Origin of the sequence: Porifericola rhodea, from assembly GCF_030506305.1 — a bacterium.
In the GTDB taxonomy this organism is placed as follows: domain Bacteria; phylum Bacteroidota; class Bacteroidia; order Cytophagales; family Cyclobacteriaceae; genus Catalinimonas; species Catalinimonas rhodea.
In genome coordinates, this window is record NZ_CP119421.1 from 5249433 (window position 1) to 5265620 (window position 16188).

General features: G+C 37.8%; 15 protein-coding genes. 5 read left to right on the forward strand and 10 right to left on the reverse strand.

What is annotated here, in order from left to right:
* Window positions 1–6: 6 nt before the first annotated feature.
* Window positions 7–1539 carry a GH3 auxin-responsive promoter family protein gene (locus PZB74_RS21550; RefSeq protein WP_302239407.1) on the forward strand — a complete coding sequence of 511 codons (1533 nt, stop codon included), beginning with the start codon at window positions 7–9 and terminating at the stop codon, window positions 1537–1539.
* Between the two features lie 20 nt (window positions 1540–1559).
* Here PZB74_RS21550 and PZB74_RS21555 read toward each other — a convergent pair whose 3' ends face one another.
* The 6 genes from PZB74_RS21555 to PZB74_RS21580 all read right to left on the reverse strand — a co-directional run bounded on the left by PZB74_RS21555 (window position 1560) and on the right by PZB74_RS21580 (window position 9686).
* A complete protein-coding gene (locus PZB74_RS21555) occupies window positions 1560–2009 on the reverse strand; it encodes a hypothetical protein (RefSeq protein ID WP_302239408.1) in 450 nt (149 codons plus the stop codon).
* Entirely contained in the window at window positions 1957–2571 is a 615-nt protein-coding gene (scpB, locus tag PZB74_RS21560; RefSeq protein WP_302239409.1) for an SMC-Scp complex subunit ScpB, read from the reverse strand. Before scpB ends, PZB74_RS21555 begins: the two co-directional genes overlap by 53 nt.
* 33 nt (window positions 2572–2604) lie before the next feature.
* Entirely contained in the window at window positions 2605–2988 is a 384-nt protein-coding gene (locus PZB74_RS21565; RefSeq protein WP_302239411.1) for a TraR/DksA family transcriptional regulator, read from the reverse strand.
* A 270-nt stretch (window positions 2989–3258) separates the two neighbouring features.
* Entirely contained in the window at window positions 3259–4584 is a 1326-nt protein-coding gene (locus PZB74_RS21570; RefSeq protein WP_302239413.1) for an NAD(P)H-dependent oxidoreductase, read from the reverse strand.
* Window positions 4585–4845: 261 nt separating this feature from the next.
* Window positions 4846–6606: a RagB/SusD family nutrient uptake outer membrane protein gene (locus PZB74_RS21575; protein ID WP_302239414.1), complete on the reverse strand. Its 1761-nt coding sequence runs from the start codon at window positions 6604–6606 to the stop codon at window positions 4846–4848.
* Window positions 6607–6623: 17 nt separating this feature from the next.
* Complete coding sequence (locus PZB74_RS21580; protein WP_302239415.1) at window positions 6624–9686, reverse strand: SusC/RagA family TonB-linked outer membrane protein; 3063 nt, start codon at window positions 9684–9686, stop codon at window positions 6624–6626.
* 454 nt (window positions 9687–10140) lie between these two features.
* Here PZB74_RS21580 and PZB74_RS21585 point away from each other — a divergent pair, with 454 nt between their 5' ends.
* Entirely contained in the window at window positions 10141–11103 is a 963-nt protein-coding gene (locus PZB74_RS21585; protein ID WP_302239417.1) for a hypothetical protein, read from the forward strand.
* A gap of 123 nt (window positions 11104–11226) precedes the next feature.
* Here the strand turns inward: PZB74_RS21585 and map are convergent, their stop codons facing one another.
* Together map and PZB74_RS21595 are read right to left on the reverse strand one after the other, a co-directional pair.
* Complete coding sequence (map, locus tag PZB74_RS21590) at window positions 11227–12009, reverse strand: type I methionyl aminopeptidase (protein ID WP_302239419.1); 783 nt, start codon at window positions 12007–12009, stop codon at window positions 11227–11229.
* 173 nt (window positions 12010–12182) lie between these two features.
* Window positions 12183–13019, reverse strand: a complete 837-nt coding sequence (locus tag PZB74_RS21595; protein WP_302239421.1) for a S24/S26 family peptidase — start codon at window positions 13017–13019, stop codon at window positions 12183–12185.
* Window positions 13020–13106: 87 nt separating this feature from the next.
* Here PZB74_RS21595 and PZB74_RS21600 point away from each other — a divergent pair, with 87 nt between their 5' ends.
* Window positions 13107–13280 (forward strand): hypothetical protein, encoded by a 174-nt coding sequence (locus tag PZB74_RS21600; protein WP_302239423.1) that lies wholly within the window; start codon window positions 13107–13109, stop codon window positions 13278–13280.
* A 4-nt stretch (window positions 13281–13284) separates the two neighbouring features.
* Here PZB74_RS21600 and PZB74_RS21605 read toward each other — a convergent pair whose 3' ends face one another.
* Both PZB74_RS21605 and PZB74_RS21610 read right to left on the reverse strand, forming a co-directional pair.
* The gene (locus PZB74_RS21605; RefSeq protein WP_302239424.1) at window positions 13285–13674 is read right to left on the reverse strand and encodes a VOC family protein; all 390 of its coding nucleotides are present in this window, start codon (window positions 13672–13674) and stop codon (window positions 13285–13287) included.
* Between the two features lie 45 nt (window positions 13675–13719).
* Window positions 13720–13950 carry a hypothetical protein gene (locus tag PZB74_RS21610; protein WP_302239425.1) on the reverse strand — a complete coding sequence of 77 codons (231 nt, stop codon included), beginning with the start codon at window positions 13948–13950 and terminating at the stop codon, window positions 13720–13722.
* 525 nt (window positions 13951–14475) lie between these two features.
* Here PZB74_RS21610 and PZB74_RS21615 point away from each other — a divergent pair.
* Window positions 14476–14940: a ferritin-like domain-containing protein gene (locus tag PZB74_RS21615; protein WP_302239426.1), complete on the forward strand. Its 465-nt coding sequence runs from the start codon at window positions 14476–14478 to the stop codon at window positions 14938–14940.
* Window positions 14941–15016: 76 nt separating this feature from the next.
* Complete coding sequence (locus tag PZB74_RS21620; RefSeq protein ID WP_302239427.1) at window positions 15017–16183, forward strand: App1 family protein phosphatidate phosphatase; 1167 nt, start codon at window positions 15017–15019, stop codon at window positions 16181–16183.
* Window positions 16184–16188: the final 5 nt, after the last annotated feature.

The following is a 16188-nucleotide window of genomic DNA, read 5'->3' on the forward strand; positions in this document are numbered from 1 at the left end:
AAGTGCATGGAACTGATTAATTCGGTAATGACGTGGTTGATGAAGAAAAGAATTCATCAAATAGAGCTTTTTTTAAAATACCCTAACGAGGTACAGCAAGAAGTTTTTTCTAACCTGATAGATACAGCTAAAAATACTGCTTACGGCAAAGAGTATCATTTTGCGAGCATACATACTATAAAAGATTTTCAGGAGCGAGTACCTGTGGTATCTTATGAGCAGTTCTTCCCATATATTGAACGTATTATGCGTGGAGAACAACAGGTACTGTGGCCCAGCAAGATTAAATGGTTTGCAAAATCATCGGGGACTACCAACTCCAAAAGTAAATACATTCCTGTTTCCAATGAAGCACTTGAAGACTGTCACTTTAAAGGCGGAAAAGATCTAATTTCCATATATCTGAACAATTATCCGGAGAGTAAGATGTTTTCCGGAAAGAACCTGGCAATTGGGGGTAGTCAGCAGATTAACCCACTTGATGGTAATGGGGAAACCTACAGTGGTGATGTTTCTGCTGTCATCATGAAAAACCTTCCCTTTTGGGCACAGCTCTCACGTACTCCCAAGCTGGAAATTGCTCTGATGGAAAACTGGGAAGAGAAAATTGAGAAAATTGCCAAAGCTACTGTTGAAGAGAATGTAACCAGTATTGCCGGGGTACCTACCTGGACAATCTTTCTGCTTCAGCGAATTATTGAGATGAGAGGGGCTAATAACATTCTTGAAATCTGGCCTAATCTGGAACTGTTTGTGCATGGAGCTGTATCTTTTACTCCTTATCGCTCGGTGTTTAAAGAACTGATTCCTTCACCTAAAATGCACTATCTGGAGACATATAATGCTACAGAAGGTTTCTTTGGTATACAGGATCAAAAGGCGTCTACAGAGATGCTACTAATGCTTGACTATGGCATTTTTTATGAATTTATCCCTAGCGAGGAGTTTGATAGTGAACTCCCACGTACGCTCAGCCTAAATGAAGTTGAAGTAAATAAGAATTATGCTGTTGTAATTTCTACTAATGCCGGTCTTTGGCGATACAAAATTGGCGATACAATTAAGTTTACTTCACTTAACCCTTATCGCTTCGTTATTAGCGGACGCACCAAGCACTATATTAATGCCTTTGGAGAAGAGCTAATTGTAGAGAATGCTGAAAAAGCGATAGCAGCAGCCTGCGAGGCTACCGGCGCACTGGTAGATGATTTTACAGCTGCACCCAGATATATCAGTGGCAGACAAAAAGGTTGCCACGAGTGGATTATTGAGTTTTCTAAGCTGCCAGCAGCAAGCCTGGATGATTTTACCCAGGCTTTAGACGATACACTTCGCAAAATAAACTCTGACTATGATGCCAAACGTCAGAAAGATATAGCAGTAGTAGCACCAGTGATACACCACGTAGAACCTGGCACTTTCTACAGATGGATGAAACGAAGAGGAAAGCTAGGTGGACAAAATAAAGTACCACGCCTATCTAATCAGCGAGAGTTTGTAGAGGATATATTGAAAATGCTGGAGGAAGAAACTGTATAGTTTCTCATTTCTGAATTTTTTTACTGATATAGATGATTAGAGAGTGACTGTAACTCGCTCTCTTTCAGCTCGTTTTGCACTTCCTGAAATAAAGACCTTTCTTTTGTTCTCACGTACTTTTCAAGCTTTAAACCTAGGTCATTTTTTTCTTTGCTTTCCAGCCTGAGTACTTTATCAAACAACTCTTTTATCTCTTCCTGTAAAATATTCAAAGCTGCAAGCTGAGCTTCAAATTTATGATAGGGCTGAAGGAAAGGAAATAAACGCTCCATATCCCTTTTAAGGTGAGGCAGGATCAACCTTTGGTATTCTTTCTCAGCATGCTTTAATTTATCCGAATGGGATTTCGGCATACCACGATAAGGGGGTGCTCCTTCTTTAAGAAGCTGTGCGAGCATCAAAATCTCATGATGCTCTCTAGATATCGGTATCAGTGTCTGATGTCTCTTCATCTCCTTCGCTTTCTTCATAATCACCGTCTTGTACCCCTATCTCATTCTCTTTTTTCTCAAAATCTTTGGGTGTAGGCAGGTCGCTTATTTTGTTAATTCCAAAATACTGCATAAAGAAGTCCGTGGTGCCGTATAATAAAGGCTTGCCAATGCTATCATCTTTCCCTTTTATCTCAATAAGAGATTTTTCTAACAGCTTTTGTATAGCATAATCGCAACCCACCCCTCTTATTTGCTCAACATGCACTTTGGTAACGGGCTGCTTATAGGCAATGATAGAAAGTGTCTCCAGAGCAGCAGTAGAAAGGCGCTTATTAGATTGCTGTTTTAGCAGGATACTGATGCTCGCCTGATAAGCAGGTTTTGTAAGAAACTGGTAACCACCGCCAATGTGTACAACTTCAAAAGGATATTGATCCTGGCGGTACTGCTCTACAATTTGCTCTATTGCTGCCCTGATGTCTTCCTCAGATATTTCGGCATCAAACATTTCGTTGAGACAGCTCTGTATATCAGCAATTCTAATAGGTTTAGAGGCACAAAAGATAAGTGCCTCAATGTGGTTTTTCAAAAACTCCAAGAATAATACTTTTTGAAGGTTAGGTAAATTTATTTACTGATTTTTCAGTTTAGCTTCAATAGAATGCCTGGTATGAGGCACTGCTCTTAACCTTTCCTTGGAGATAAGTTTTCCGGTATCTATACAAATACCATAAGTACCATTTTTGATACGCGCTTTAGCACTTTCTAGCTGATTGATAAATTTCTGCTGACGAGCAGCCAACTGACTTAGGCTTTCTTTTTCAAGGGTATCAGCTCCATCTTCCATCAATTTGGTGTTGCCTGAAGTAGTATCAGTACCACTATCATTTTTACGACTTAAGCTTGCTTTGATGGTTTCTAGCTCTTCTTTGGCTTTCGCCAGTTTTTCGTCTATCAACACCTCAAATTCTTTAAGCTCTTCTTCTGAGTATCTTGTTTTTTCTGCCTGGCTCATAGTGGAAACGTTTAATGAATGCGCAAATTTAGATATGTAATTCAATTCTCAAAATCAGAATTGCATATCCCTTTAAATTATATAAAAAAAAGAAATTACTTATGGATAAAGTTCACTATAGGGTATACATACAATTGCTTAATCCTGCTAATATAGGCTTTTTTGATGAGAATTCATCCTTTTTATACAATAACTCCTGATCCATAAAAATATTTTGATAATAGAAAAAAACCGGCATTGAGCCGGTTTTGTATACATAATTTGGTTTGCTTAATGCTTCAGCAAAGACGGCTTTTTAAATTTATTTTCAGGAAAGAAGTGATTGACCTGTTCTTCATAAAGTTTAAAGATAAAATCGTCCTCATTGAACTCTACATCATCAAAACTAATTACCTCATCTTTTGCAATATCTCTTTTCAGTACTACACCTTCTGATAAACCTATAGGTAGCAGATTTTCTTTTCTCACGATATCAGCATTCTCACACTGTCCATAAGAAGTATAGCCTCCAAATCCATCAAGAGTTTGTCCTGCTTTAAGATCGGTTTTGGCAGTAGTTATTACTTCTACTACTGGTCCTCCTATGGGTGCCATTACAGGATCACTAAAATGAAAAACTCTGGCTATGGAGTTGGGAACCTCAAAATAGCATAAGTGATATGGTGTGTAAAAGCTATAAATAGGACCTTTACCTAGTTTAAGATAGTTTAAATATTCTTTTGACATCTCATCCTCGGTAGTAGCGTATACATAAACTCCAGGCCCAGGTTGAGCTCCCACAACATAATCTACAATTCCGCCCATAGCTTTGAGCTCTTCAACATCATATAGATCGGTAAGTTTATCAATATGCTCTTGTGAGCGGAAGGCATTCATACCTCTTTTGGAAACCCCCATGCCAGTGGCATTAGCTACAGAAGCCTGCTCAAAGGCAATCTTGGTACCATCAGTAAAATTAGTAATCATGTTGACGTTTTGCCCTGCATTCTTGGCATATGCATCCATATCTGCCGGACTCTTGTGCTCATCCAGAAAGCCTTTGATATTACCACATACAAGTGGAGTGAAGCCCATATTTTTAACAAAGCGGTATAAATTCATGATTACGCCAGGCTGATCACCATCACTCCCACTTAGAATTACGTTAGCCTGATCGGCATAATGTTTAAGTATGGGGCCTATAGTTGAATCAAGTTCGGCATTCATCAACACCATAGGTTTACGATGCTCTATAGCAGACATGGTTACCTTTGCTGCATAAGCTATTGTACCTGTGGCTTCTACGAGTATGTCAACCTCAGAAGACTGAGTAAGTAGCTCCGGGTTACTAGTGACAACGGCTACACCCTGACGTATACAGCTGTCAAAGCTTGTATCGTCCTCACAATCCATCACGCTAGTTATGCCTGCCTTTTGATAGCAGTGGATAGCTTTGTCTAAATTTCTGTTACAAATAGCAACCACTTTCATACCGGGAGTATATCTCTCAATTTGATTAACTATACCAATTGCCATATAGCCCGCACCAAGTATGCCGACACGGATAGGATTGTTAATGTCCTCTCTAAACTGTAAAGCCTTGTCAACGATCATCATATCATTAAAATAGTATTTTTTTGTAATATTAGTACAATGTAATATTATCAGGAATACTCCGCAAATATTTATATAATTATTTCGCCTTTTTTTTTAACTAAATCAAAATACCTATTGGTTTTACTTCAATGGCTTAAACTTATCATTTGTTTACCACTTCTCAGAATAATTTGAAAAATCTAACCTGTCCAAAAAGTATAATTCAAAAAAAAAGGTGGCAAATACAAAGCCACCTTTCATAGGTAAGAAATTTAATATTAATCAACCAGCATCACTTGCACCAGGGTAACCCGGGTTCTGAGGGTAACCTCCTTCGGTTCTATCGATTTGTTGTAATGGTATTGGTCTAATAATATGATGATCCTGAATATTATCTTTTGCCTCAGGGTTATACATTCTCACTCTTTCAACTAATGTTTCTGTTCTTGCAAGGGTAAACCAGCGATGTCCTTCTCCATCCATTTCTCTAGCTCTTTCTTCTAATAAAAACTCTAAAGTTGCTTCAGCAGGGGTAATTGTCATTTCATCTTCCATACCTTCCCAAGCAGCTCTTCTACGAATGACATTTATGTCTTCAGCCGCACCTGCAGTATTACCAAGTTTTATCCTAGCTTCTGCTCTCAATAGATAAACCTCACCTAGACGCATAAGATAAAAGTCTCTTTGCCCTTGTGTGTGCTGCCTATTCGGACGTGTGTTGTCAATGAATTTATTAAGCGTTGGATATACTCTCTCACTGTAAAACCACGGATCGGTATCAAATTGTGGATTTGGGGTAACTACTATATAAGGTGCTTTAAACTTATCCTCTGCGTCCCAGTTTTCTTCTAGTCCAGGTCCAGGAATATAAATAGCTGTATCTCCTAAATTAAACTTTAAGTCTCCCACACTCGCTCCATCTGGTAAATATCCAGCATTCGCCTCATCTTGAGTCCATACAGGAATGTTACTTTCGTTATTTGCATACCATACATGTTTATAGGTTTCATCATATCTACGATCAATATCCCTGTTCCATAAGCTTAATTGATAATCAGTGGGTCTAAATCTCTTCCAGGGACGGCCGTTTTCTACATCACGAGTCATACCAGGAAGTTTATCATACTCCATTAGAAAATATAAATGTCCTCTATGCCCCTGACCATCTAGCCCTTCGTCTACTTGGTTTTTAGAGTTTTGTACAGCAAAAATAATTTCAGGGTTGTCTTCAGCTGAAGAAATATTAGATGAAACCCCTAAAGTATCTAAACCCCACAGATCAAGATAGTTATTGGCCAGTTCAAAATCATAATTGTTGATAATGTTTGAAAATAGTCCTTCTGCTCTTGAAGCATCATCACTTGCACTAAAATCTGTATAGCTCCTTGTCAATAGAGCTAAACCTAACAGATATTCAGCAGCTGGTTTAGTTACCCTTCCTAAATCTGCCTGTGAATTAGGGAGTATACTTATAGCAAACTCTAAATCAGGAATAATCGCCTGAGAATATATCTCACTGGCAGGTGTCTTGTTAGCAGTAGTTTCTATTCCTTCAGTCTCTTCAAGACTTAAATGAATATCGCCATAGATTCTTGTGAGGTTAAAATAATAAAGAGCTCTCAAAAATCTAACCTCCGCAAGTCGTTGGTTTTTAAGTTCATCTTCTATCTCTACATCTCCTGCCCTGTTGATAACTGCATTGGCTTGGTTGATCCCTCTATAAAAAACGGTCCAAGTGTCTCTGATAAACCCCTCTTCAGGATTTAAACCACCATCGTACCTGTTTATTGCTTTGTGACTTCCATCAGCGCCATTCGTATGGACATCTGTCCCAAAAACAGTCATTGTAAAGCCAATTTCCGGGCCATAGAAATTCTTCATTTCCGCATAAGTTGCTTTTACAGCATCTTCAAACCCTTGGGGGGTAGTATAGTAAGATGCAGCAGAAACGTCAGATACAAGCTCTTCCTTTAGATATTCCTCACAAGACTGGCTAAAAAAGGCCAATAGTGAGACTGATATAATTAATAACTTAGATTTCATTGCTTTAGGTTTTAGCGTTAAAATTGAAGGTTAACACCTATTAAGAATAATCTGCTACTTGGTACTACTCCTGACCCAACTTCTCCAGGCTGATTATCATCATCATTATCTTCTACTTCAGGATCAAAAGTTTCAAACTTAGACCAGAACCATGGATTCTGAGCAGACGCATAAACTCTCAAGCTGCTTATACCTAAGGACTCAGTAAATGAGGTAGGGAGGTTATACCCGAGAGTAACATTTCTTAACTTGACATAACTTCCATCAAAGTATGTTAAAGTAGATCCGTTACGAGGGCGTTCCTGATTCTCATTAGGACGGGGAGCTTCATTGCTAGGGTTATTTATAGTCCAATAATTAACGTCAAGATTGTTGTAACGAGCAAACAACGTATTATTACTATCGTGGAATCTACTACGTACCATATGCCCTAAACGATAGTAAAAGAAAAAGCTAAAGCTAAAGCCTTTATAATCTATATTGTTAGTCCATCCTCCCATTACATCAGGCACGTCAGTACCCAATACAATTCTATCGTCAGGAGTAATCAATCCATCACCATCCTGATCCTTAAGCTTAATTTCACCTGGCACTTTTTGCTCCATATCGCGCGCCAAATCTTCCTCACCTAATTGCCATATCCCAATTTTTTCGTAATCGTAGAAGACCTTAATGGGCTGACCGATAAACCAACTATTACCCACATCATCTAATGGTTTACCATTTTCGTCTTTGAGAGCTAGCTCTGCAATTTGTTCGTCGTAACTAGTAAAGTTAAAATTTGTAGTCCAGCTAAAACCATTAGGATTGTCTATAATCACTCCGGTCAAGCCAACTTCAATACCTGTAGTTTCAGTAAGAGCTACATTTTGAAGGATATCATTATAGCCAGACGTCGTAGGCAAATTACGGCTTAGGAGAATGTGATCAGTATTAGTAGTATACCATTCAAAACTACCAGACAATCGTCCTCCAAATAGACCGAAGTCTGCTCCTGCATTAATAGTAGAGGAAACCTCCCACCCTAATAGGGCATTAGGGATTTCTCCCAGTCTGTAACCAAAAGCTGGCGTTTCATCCCAGGCATAAGTAGTACGCTCCAGTCTACCAAAAGTTTGGTAAGGATCTACAGACGTATTACCTACTGCACCATAAGAAGCCCTTAATTTCAGTTCTGACAAGAAGTTAAGTCCAGACATAAAGTCTTCATCAATAATTCTCCACCCGGCTGAAAAACCTGGGAAATACTGCCACTTGTTACCTTCGGCTAACCTTGAAGATCCGTCTGCTCTTAATGTAGCCTGAAATAGATATTTATCAGCAAGGTCATAATTGATACGTCCCATGTAAGAAGCCAAAGTCCATTCTTCAAGGCGACTATGTAAATCCCCTTTAACCTCTGCCGTTCCTAAGCTATAAAAGGATTGAGACTCATAAGGAAGGTTAGAAACAGAAGTGGAATGCCATTCTCTTCTCAATGACTGTATACTTTGAAGAGCAGTAAATTTAAAATCATGAATGTTACCAAATGATTTATTAAACGTAAGCAGGTTTTCTAATGTATAACCTAACTCCTCTCTTTGCCATATTCCTGCGCTGGCTGGCCCCCCCCTATTAGTATTTGTAAGACTTGCCCTAAAATCACCATCGCGCCTTTGTCTGATATCCGGTCCAAAGGTAGATTTTAAGGTCAACCCATCAGTTATATTTGCTTCTACATACACAGGAGCAAATACCCTGTTTATTTTTCTTTCATCTACGTAAGCTCCTTCAACTATTTCGTTAAGAGGATTAGTACGAATTCCATCATTGGTTGGTAAGAACCTCAAATTACCTTCATCATCATATGGCTGCCCTAAAGGATTATTTGCTAAGGCTTCACCCATGGTAGCATTTGAGCCATAATTTTGAACTGAATTAGAAAGTAAAGTAGATATACCTACTTTAAACACATCATTAATTTTATGATCAAGGTTAATTCGGCCTGTAATTCTTCTGTAATCCATATTAGAAATAATACCCTGCTCATCAAAATACCCTAAAGAGACGTTGAATTGAGTTTTCTTATCCCCTCCTCTAACTCCAAGTTGATGGTTTGTTTGCCAACCATTATCGAATACTAGATCTTGATAATCTGTGGAACGCCCAAGTGCAATTGATTCTAACTCTATAGGATCTTCAAAAATTAGTTCATCTGCTGGTATCACCCCATCATAAGCAACTTGATTTGATTCAGGATCACGACGTCTCGATTCTCGCTTCATTGCAGCAAACTCAGCACCGTCCATCATATCTACTTTATTGATGATAGATGAAACACCATAATATCCATCATATGACACTGTAGTTTTACCAGAAGAACCTCTTTTTGTCGTGATTAGAATTACACCATTTGCACCTCTTGAACCGTAAACGGCTGTTGCTGCTGCATCTTTGAGTACCTCCATTGACTCTATGTCTTGAGGGTTAATATCAAATATCGCACTTGTACTACTAGTTTGGGGGATTCCATCAATAACATATAGTGGATCATTTGAAGCAGAAATAGACCTCCTACCACGAATTCGTATAGATGGTGCCTGACCTGGGCGCCCTCCTGACGACATCACATCTACCCCTGCTACTTGACCTTGCATAGCTTGCACTCCGCTGGCAACAGGAATTTTGGATATTTGCTCATTATCTAAGGAAGCTATTGCTGCGGTTACATCCCGTTTGTCCTGTGTACCATAACCTACTACAACTACCTCTGAGAGTGACTGAATATCAGGCATCATCACATGGTCTATAGTTGTACGATTGTTAATAGATACCTCTTCGCTTTCATAGCCTACTGAGGAAAAGACAATCGTTTGCGCATCAGCAGAAATGTTTAGCGTATACTTTCCTTCAATATCTGTAATGGTACCCGTTGTAGTTCCTTTAACGACAACGTTTACTCCCGGTAAAGTTTCCTGGGTTTCCCCATCAGTCACAGTACCCCGAATGGTTTTGTCCTGCGACCATGCAAAAAGACTGTAAGACATGAAAGCCATGATGAAAAACATGGACTTCCGCCAAGGCGGTAAATGATTTTTCATAATTAGATTGTTTTGTTGAATAATTGTTAAAGAAAATGAGTATTCAAATAGAGTATTAGTAGCTTTTTCCTCATTTAGTGTAAAGAATTAAATATAAAGACTTATAAAATCTTCCTATTTTTATCTAATTAAACAAGTGTATTATTAAAAGAAAAGGAATATAAACATATTTTTTTATGATTTTTCAAAATGCATAGCATCAATTATTGCTTTAATCTTACGCTCCTATTAAAATAATGCAACCGATTTAAATTTAAAATAGCCTATGCATATGTCTTTATTGAATTAGTACTAAATGACTATAAAAATCTACGCATAACATAGATCAAATGTAGCCCTCCAGTACTTTTTAGGCTAAAAGTTTATATTAAAGTTTGGAAATGATTAGGTTTGTAACTTATGTAAATTATAATTCCAAAATTGCTATACGTTTAGCATACCTGATTCATTGATCATGAAAAATCCTGAAGTAAAAATTTATGCTGGCCCCGATTCTCTTGACGACTTCAATATAGAAGAAGTGTACAAGATGGCTGAGATCAAAGCTCAAGGTAAGCCTGCACTTTATGGTGCCAGAACTGTCGGGCTGAAGTCTCGTACTAATTTTGATATGGAAAATTCTGACGCAGGATTCATGGGCTATGATTTTGAGGCGATTATGCAAAACTTCAATATTTTCGGCCATGGCGGTAATGCGGATGATCTTGTGGAGTTGCCCACTGTGGTAATGGCTGAAAAGATATATAAAGATACAGGCCTGATTCCTTCTTCTGAAATTATGCTACCTGCTATTCAACTAGCATGTATCAAAAAATCTTTTGCTAACGATCCTTTCCTGGTATGGAACTCAGCGGTAGATCAATTGGGTTGGCACATTCGCCAAATGGCTGGTTTCGCTGAAGAACACGGCTGGATAGTAGGCCTTAAAAACGGTAAGTGGCTGGGTGAAGAATACAAAAAAGCTGAGAGCCCTAACTTTACTGGCAAAACCAGTATTGAAACCGTTTGGGATGGACTGGTTAACTATGCTTCTATTGCGGATGAAACTATACTTATCCAAAGAGGTTGTGACCTGCCTGCTAAAGGTGAATACCGTAATCTACCTATCCACTATACTGCTATGCGTACCAAAAGACGCCATGCTGATCGTAAAATAGCTGCATACTTTGACCCTAGTCACTCTCTGGGCCCTAAAATGAGAGATCAGATTGTGGAGAAAACAGTGGAGGCTATGAAGCTAAAAGTGAACGATGATGAGTACCTATACGATGGCATCCTTATAGAAGTAGGAACTGCTAAGTGTGATACACACCAGCATATTAATCTGGATGAGTTGCAGGAACTAGTAGATCAGATCAGCGAATTCAGAACGCTCTCTGGTAGAAGACAAGAAGTCACCGCTAAGCAAGGTGCCTAAAAAACAATAGTTTTAAAATAATAAAGCCCCAGTTTGGGGCTTTTTTTTGAATCATATCTTTTATAATAAAGATGTATAAATCGCAGGAGCGTAACACTAGCTACATTTTTTAGCTTAGACTTGTTAGCTTACTTTAGCTGCTAAAGCTTCTTCTATATATTTAAAAGTAGATAGTACATCAGGTTCACCATTAACAACTGCTACATCGTGCTCAAAATGAGCAGAGGGGCGGCCGTCAGCAGTAATAATAGTCCAGCCATCGCTTAATTGCTTTACCCTGCGTGTACCCAGATTGATCATGGGCTCAATGGCTAATACTAATCCATTCTTGATTACTGGTCCTCTTCCTCTTTTACCAAAGTTGGGAACTTCTGGTGACTCATGCATTTTTTTACCCAAACCATGTCCTACCAACTCTCTTACAACACCATAGCCATGCTTCTCCGCATGTTGCTGTATCGCAAAAGAAATATCGCCAATTCTTTTTCCAGCTCTGGTTTGCTCTATGCCCAGATCCAGACTTTCTTTCGTTACTTTTAAAAGTTGCTTGATTTCAGAAGAGACCTCACCTACCTCAAATGTATAAGCATGATCACCATAAAAGCCATTTTTCTTTGCCCCACAGTCAATAGAAATTACATCGCCATTTTCTAATGGGCGATCATTAGGTATGCCATGCACAACTGCTTCGTTGAGAGACATGCACAAGGTATTTGGAAAATCATAAAGCCCTAAAAAGCCAGGTTCAGCTCCCTGATCGCGAATAAACTCTTCTGCCAGTTTGTCTAAATATAGAGGTGTAATTCCGGGCTTAATTTCCTGAGCCATCAGGCCTAAAGTTCTGGAAACAATCTGCGCACTCTCTCTCATCAGCTCTATCTCTTCAATACTTTTATAATGGATCATGCAATATCGGCTTATCTGTGAATGTATGTAATTACAATAGTTATTAACGCAAAAAAGTTTTGAGAATAGCCTCCCAAAACTTTGGCAAAGTTAATATAAAAAATGCAATAGAAAATCAGCTAGCCCATACATAAGGCTAAGAGATAGTATAAGCTGGTTTTATTGTATATCGTCTAGACAGACCCGAGCTTTTGCTGAAGCTTTCTCATCTCTTCTGCCATACTTGTTATTTTACCCTGTATATCGTCCAGCTCGTAATTTACTTCGGGCAAATGAGATCTTAGATGCCACTCTACTCTCCAAAGTTGCATAATCTGACCTTCCTGCAATTCGTAAGGCTCATGCTTGGGGTTATCGGAAAGACAACGAATAGAACCATATTGCTGTAGTCGGTTTTTCACTCTTTTTACCTGAATACCTCTTTCTTCAGAAACAACTACGTATACTGCACCATCGTTAATATAGCGGTAATCACTTTTATCTAACAGACGACAAATTACCCAATCGTCTTCGCTTAAGGTAGGCTCCATACTATCCCCACTGACCTGTACAGCATAACAAAGTCCATCTTTAAGCATGTAGGTAGGCAGCTGTATGCTTTCCTGCGCTTCAAACCACTCCTGAGACTCGTAGCCAGTCAGATAATTTGCAGCAGCTTTATGATTAATGAGAGGTACAGTAGTATTTCCTTCTGTATCTTGTGTGGCTACAACAATAACTTCAGTAGCACGGTCTTCATCTTTTTCTCCAGAAACAGATTGAGCATGAAAAGGCTTTCCTTTTCCAGTGATTACATACGCGCTATTTATTCCAAATCGTTGAAAGGCACGATTTAAAATCTCTAGCGTTACTGAGCGGCGATTGGCCTTGATATCCCCAAGGTTAGAAGGAGAAACATCTATACTAGTCGCAAACTCCCTGTCAGAATGCACCTGCTTACTTTTTTTAAGCATATTAATACACTCAAAGAAGCGCTCATTTACAAGATTTTTATACTGATTATCAGGCATTTATTTATAGTATACTTTATTTAAGAATTATTTTCCTTGCAATATACTTTATTAAAGCATATACTTGTACTTATAGCAAGTACAAATATGGAAAATATCAGGGACATAAAAAAGCATCTTCAGCAAGAAGACTATTTAGAAATCAGTAAAATCACAGGATACTCACCTGAGTACATTAAAAACTGTGTTAATTATCGTAGAAACAATCGTTTGATTGTGATGGCAGCACAGGAAATATTAGTTTCCGCACAGCAAGTTTAATAGTTTACTCCCAAATACCCGGAGGTAAAATTTCTAATACGTGTTGGTCAGGATCATGGAAGTAAAACGAATACAAATTATCCTTCCAGTGCTGTTCATGCAGTATGCTTATATTCTGCTCTTTTAGATAGGCTTTCCATACCTCATACTCTTTAAGATCAACCTCAAACGCCAAATGCTGCTGTCCATAGGCAAAATGCGGAGGAAGTTTAGTTTCACTTTTGGTCACTTCTGGGAGAAAACACAGCAACACACTACTACCAGCTTTAAAGAATACATGCCTACCTTCTACAAAACTTATAAGTTCAAACCCCATAAGCTTTTCATAGAATTGGCGTGTTTTTGCCAAATCGCTAACATATAAGCAGTTTTCTTTTATTTGATGTACCTTCATAAAAAAAAACAGAAAGCAATTAGCTTTCTGTATATTAAAACTGTCCTAGTTTTCTCTGACCAGCTCAAAATAGCGATCAAATATTTTTCTATCCAATAATATGGTAGGCTTTCCCCTACCCCAATCTGTTGAAACTTCATACAAGCCATTATAAGCTCTACCGATATAAGCCTTATCTGGCTCGAACCCCAATAGGCCATTGGCTCCCTGAGGCTGCTTGCTACATTTGAATGATATTTGAAACTTATCCATTACTCTGTTGTATTTTCTCACCATAGCTCTATCAATTTTTGTGCAAAACAATTTATAAGTTACATGCCTATGTTTAGTAGGTAGTTTAATTTGTCATAACTAATATAGCACAATTATTATAATTTAAAATACTTTAAACAACCTTATAACATAAAAACAATACTTTTTTGTCAAATATTATCATAAAATAAATAATGATATAGTTATAACTACTCATAAATATTTACAATAAGCTATATTTATTACGTGGTTGTGAGGGTATGTATCAGCAAAAAATATATGATAGGAACTGACAGAAATTTCAAATATTTATAAACATGCACCTTACTACAGAAGTTGTTAAAGAGGTATCTGCTTATTAATCAACTTCTTATATTTTTAAAGAAGTTGATTGTTTTAGGCAGCTTCAATAAGCTACATAATCAAATTAAAAAGTAGCTTTTGTACAGTTATAAGATTATGGGAAAAGCCTAAAAAAATTGATGTAGACTTTTTTCTACACTTTCCCCATAAGTGAGCAACATTTTTTAAATCTAAATTCTATTTTTTATGAGTACTATGGAAAGAAATAAAGAAATAACTAATACAATCAATGAATTGATTGCTATTTGTGCAGAAGGTGAAAGAGGTTACAAACGTGCTTCTGAACAGGTAGAAGTACAGGATTTTAAGACTATTCTCTATCGCTTGTCTCAACAAAGAGCTCTATTCCGCGGAGAGTTGGAAAATGATCTTATCAAAGATTTTGGAGAGGAAGCTAAAGGTGACGATTCTATTTTGAGTAAATTACATAGAGGATGGTTAGATTTTAAAGCTGGACTTAGTGGCAATGATACCAAAGCTGTATTAGATGAATGCATACGCGGAGAAAATCATGCTATTGAAAAATATACCGATGCCCTAAGAGGAAAATTGCCTGCATACCTGGAAGAAAAAGTGCAGGAGCAACTTAAAATGATTAAGGGTACTAAGAGTCAGTTACTTGAATTTGAATCAGAGATCACACATTCATAATTTAAATTTGAAACAGATTACTAAAGCAAAGGCAAAGTCCTTTGCTTTTTTATGATATCTATCAAATGTTATAAGAATGGATCTATTTACGATTGTAGTTGATATTATCAACTATCCTTTCCGTAAGTTTAAGTCATTTGTAAAGAAAAAACTAGGCTGGGTAGGCAAACCAATCATCCAACCTTATAGGGGTTATGGCAACCATTACCAGTTTTTTATAAAAGGGCGAGTTATTGAAGATACAGGTTTATCTCAGCCAGAAGAAAGTGATAGCCTGTGGCAAAACCTACTGGCTATGATCAAGCGGTACAGTAGCAGTGGCATATCTGAGGTTGAGGTGTATGCAGAATTTAATGGTGAGACTAAAAAGTATGTTACTGACGATGATGGTTTTTTTATAGTTAACCAAGTAGTTCCTCAAGGTGTTATCAATGACGAAGATTGGCAGCCAATACGCTTTTATATTAAGAGAAATGATCGCATCTATACCGAAAGCGTAGGCGAAATATTGTTAACAAGAAAGAAAGCACAGTTTGGCGTAATAACAGATATTGATGATACACTATTGATCTCGCACGCCACCAATATGAGGAAAAAGCTGCGCCTCATGTTATTTAAAAATGCTAAAACTCGTCTTCCCTTTGATGGTGTAGCGGCATTTTATTGCGCATTAGAAAAAGGCACTCAAAATAACGATGAGAAAAATTTTAACCCTTTTTTCTACGTATCCAGCAGCGAGTGGAACCTCTATGATTTATTAACTGACTTTTGTCTTCACCATGATTTACCAAAAGGCCCTTTTTTACTACGTGAAGTAAAAGTATCACTGAAAAAAATCTGGAAAGCAGGTGGAGGTAACCATAACCATAAACTGGATAAAATACGTCATATTCTGAACCTGCACGAAGAAAGAGAGTTTATTCTGATCGGTGATAGCGGGCAGCACGATGCCGAAATTTACAGCCAGATTGTAAAAGAATACGCTGAAAGAATTAATACAATTTACATAAGGGATGTAAAGCGCTCCAGACACGATGCCGTACAAAAAATTGCAGACTCTTTAAAAGAATATAATACAGAAATGATTTTGGTAGAAGATACAGAAGCTGCAGCCGTAGATGCGATAAAAAAGGGTTATTTACCACCAAAAGCACTTAAATCTATTGTAGACGAAAAAACTTTTAATAAAAGGATGTCTAGTGATCTGCAAATAGTACTAGACAGAATGGTTAATCAGGAATAGTAAAA

Excerpts from the sequence above, each read along its gene's own strand:
- PZB74_RS21615 (WP_302239426.1), top strand. The coding sequence starts at position 14,476 with ATGAGTACTATGGAAAGAAATAAAGAAATAACTAATACAATCAATGAA.
- PZB74_RS21565 (WP_302239411.1), bottom strand. The coding sequence starts at position 2,988 with ATGAGCCAGGCAGAAAAAACAAGATACTCAGAAGAAGAGCTTAAAGAA.
- PZB74_RS21605 (WP_302239424.1), bottom strand. The coding sequence starts at position 13,674 with ATGAAGGTACATCAAATAAAAGAAAACTGCTTATATGTTAGCGATTTG.
- PZB74_RS21585 (WP_302239417.1), top strand. The coding sequence starts at position 10,141 with ATGAAAAATCCTGAAGTAAAAATTTATGCTGGCCCCGATTCTCTTGAC.
- PZB74_RS21620 (WP_302239427.1), top strand. The coding sequence starts at position 15,017 with ATGGATCTATTTACGATTGTAGTTGATATTATCAACTATCCTTTCCGT.
- PZB74_RS21595 (WP_302239421.1), bottom strand. The coding sequence starts at position 13,019 with ATGCCTGATAATCAGTATAAAAATCTTGTAAATGAGCGCTTCTTTGAG.
- PZB74_RS21550 (WP_302239407.1), top strand. The coding sequence starts at position 7 with ATGGAACTGATTAATTCGGTAATGACGTGGTTGATGAAGAAAAGAATT.
- PZB74_RS21570 (WP_302239413.1), bottom strand. The coding sequence starts at position 4,584 with ATGATGATCGTTGACAAGGCTTTACAGTTTAGAGAGGACATTAACAAT.
- PZB74_RS21580 (WP_302239415.1), bottom strand. The coding sequence starts at position 9,686 with ATGAAAAATCATTTACCGCCTTGGCGGAAGTCCATGTTTTTCATCATG.
- map (WP_302239419.1), bottom strand. The coding sequence starts at position 12,009 with ATGATCCATTATAAAAGTATTGAAGAGATAGAGCTGATGAGAGAGAGT.
- PZB74_RS21575 (WP_302239414.1), bottom strand. The coding sequence starts at position 6,606 with ATGAAATCTAAGTTATTAATTATATCAGTCTCACTATTGGCCTTTTTT.
- PZB74_RS21600 (WP_302239423.1), top strand. The coding sequence starts at position 13,107 with ATGGAAAATATCAGGGACATAAAAAAGCATCTTCAGCAAGAAGACTAT.
- PZB74_RS21610 (WP_302239425.1), bottom strand. The coding sequence starts at position 13,950 with ATGGTGAGAAAATACAACAGAGTAATGGATAAGTTTCAAATATCATTC.
- PZB74_RS21555 (WP_302239408.1), bottom strand. The coding sequence starts at position 2,009 with ATGAAGAAAGCGAAGGAGATGAAGAGACATCAGACACTGATACCGATA.